Below are 1,518 nucleotides of genomic sequence, written 5' to 3'. Positions count from 1 at the left end.
TTTAATTAAAATGGCTATCCTGCATCACCAGTTTGAAGCTATTCACCCATTTAGTGATGGAAACGGTAGAACCGGAAGGGTATTGAATGTTTTATATCTCTCAAAACTTAATCTTTTAGATTACCCGATTCTTTATTTGTCAAAGTATATTAATACATACAAAAATGATTATTATAGCCTTTTGAGAGATGTAACTAATTCCGGGAACTGGACAGCATGGATTATTTATATGCTTACAGCCGTAAAGGAAACAGCTATTTATACCCTAAAAAAAGTAAACAATATTTATTCACTCTTTCAAGAAACATTGGATAAGGTACAAAAAGAAATACCAGATGTTTATTCTTATGAATTGGTATCGCTATTATTTGAACAGCCCTATTGTAAAATAGCATTTTTGGTTGACAGGAATATTGCTTCAAGAAATACAGCAAGCAAATACCTCGGAGCACTTGTAAAGATTGGCATTCTGGAAAAAAAGCAATCGGGGAGCGAATCGCTGTATGTGAATCAAGAGTTATATCAATTACTACAACAATGATAAATTTTGCACAAATACCACTTATTATTCAGTATGGAGTTAAAAACATTCACAGCATTTGTGCAATGCAAAATTGTATTGCACAAATTTATACATATTTTGTGCAATCTATAAATCTCATGCACAATTGATGTGCACAATCATTGATTTACGCACAAAAAATAGATAATACTGTGCAAAACTATTCTGTATGCAACTAATACTAAACCGTCATCAAATTAATTAAGAAGAAACTAGTATTATGCCGATGGATTAGCATGTTAAGAAAATTTATTTTCTTTTACATGATAACCTTTCGGTATAAACAAACAACTCATATTATTCCGTTATATACTCGGGCAGTTTGGATACGATACATTTGAAGAACTGCGGGACGATTTTAAAAACAAAGAAACCAGCACAAGCTCAACGGGCTATACTTTTTTTGCTGCGACAATTATGTTGAACTCAAAGAAAAAAGTAGAAGACAACCTGATTCAGCTTTACGATGAAGCCATACAAAATTATGAACTTGCTGCAAAAAAAAGGAAACTTAAAGACAGACCTACGACCCTTTTTGAAAAGATAATAGATGGTGTAGAAATACAAATCCCATAGTGCAAGCTTACCTACGTTTTTTTTATGAATTGTTGAACCTGCTTACCAAGGCTCGGCAGGCAAGAAAAGATTAAACAATTTGTAGAAAAAAATAATTTGCCACCAAAGGAATAATTTCTATTTTTATAAATGAAATTTATAGGGAGGTTCTATAAATACATTTCTTTTAAGAAACAAAGATAATGAATAAGATGCAAGGCACAAATTTTTCTGAATAGCCGTAGCTATTGAGCAAAATTTTAACGCAGTCAGATTATTTATTATCTTTGTTCCCAAAGGGTTTTCAGAGTTTTTCATATACTTCTTCAAAAATTTTTACATTATCCTGATTTGTTTCAATTTTTTTCATTGTCTATAAAAAACTCTGAAAATCTTAATGC

The 1,518-nt window shown here is 31.2% G+C and carries 3 protein-coding genes; 2 read left to right on the top strand and 1 reads right to left on the bottom strand.

Translation table 11 applies throughout. The annotated features are described in order from the left end of the window. The coding region (locus tag U9R42_14930) for a Fic family protein (protein MEA3497319.1) at positions 1-541 on the top strand (541 nt) is incomplete at its 5' end. Between the two features lie 438 nt (positions 542-979). Continuing rightward, a complete protein-coding gene (locus U9R42_14925) occupies positions 980-1,138 on the top strand; it encodes a hypothetical protein (protein MEA3497318.1) in 159 nt (52 codons plus the stop codon). A gap of 123 nt (positions 1,139-1,261) precedes the next feature. On the opposite strand, the gene U9R42_14920 is transcribed toward U9R42_14925, so the two are convergent. Beyond that, complete coding sequence (locus U9R42_14920) at positions 1,262-1,435, bottom strand: hypothetical protein (GenBank protein ID MEA3497317.1); 174 nt, start codon at positions 1,433-1,435, stop codon at positions 1,262-1,264. Positions 1,436-1,518: the final 83 nt, after the last annotated feature.

This window comes from Bacteroidota bacterium, from assembly GCA_034723125.1.
Taxonomy (GTDB): Bacteria; Bacteroidota; Bacteroidia; order CAILMK01; family JAAYUY01; genus JAYEOP01.
Note: the sequence above shows the minus strand (reverse complement) of the source record. Positions and strands in the feature narration are given on the sequence as shown.

Excerpts from the sequence above, each read along its gene's own strand:
- U9R42_14925 (MEA3497318.1), top strand. The coding sequence starts at position 980 with ATGTTGAACTCAAAGAAAAAAGTAGAAGACAACCTGATTCAGCTTTAC.
- U9R42_14920 (MEA3497317.1), bottom strand. The coding sequence starts at position 1,435 with ATGAAAAACTCTGAAAACCCTTTGGGAACAAAGATAATAAATAATCTG.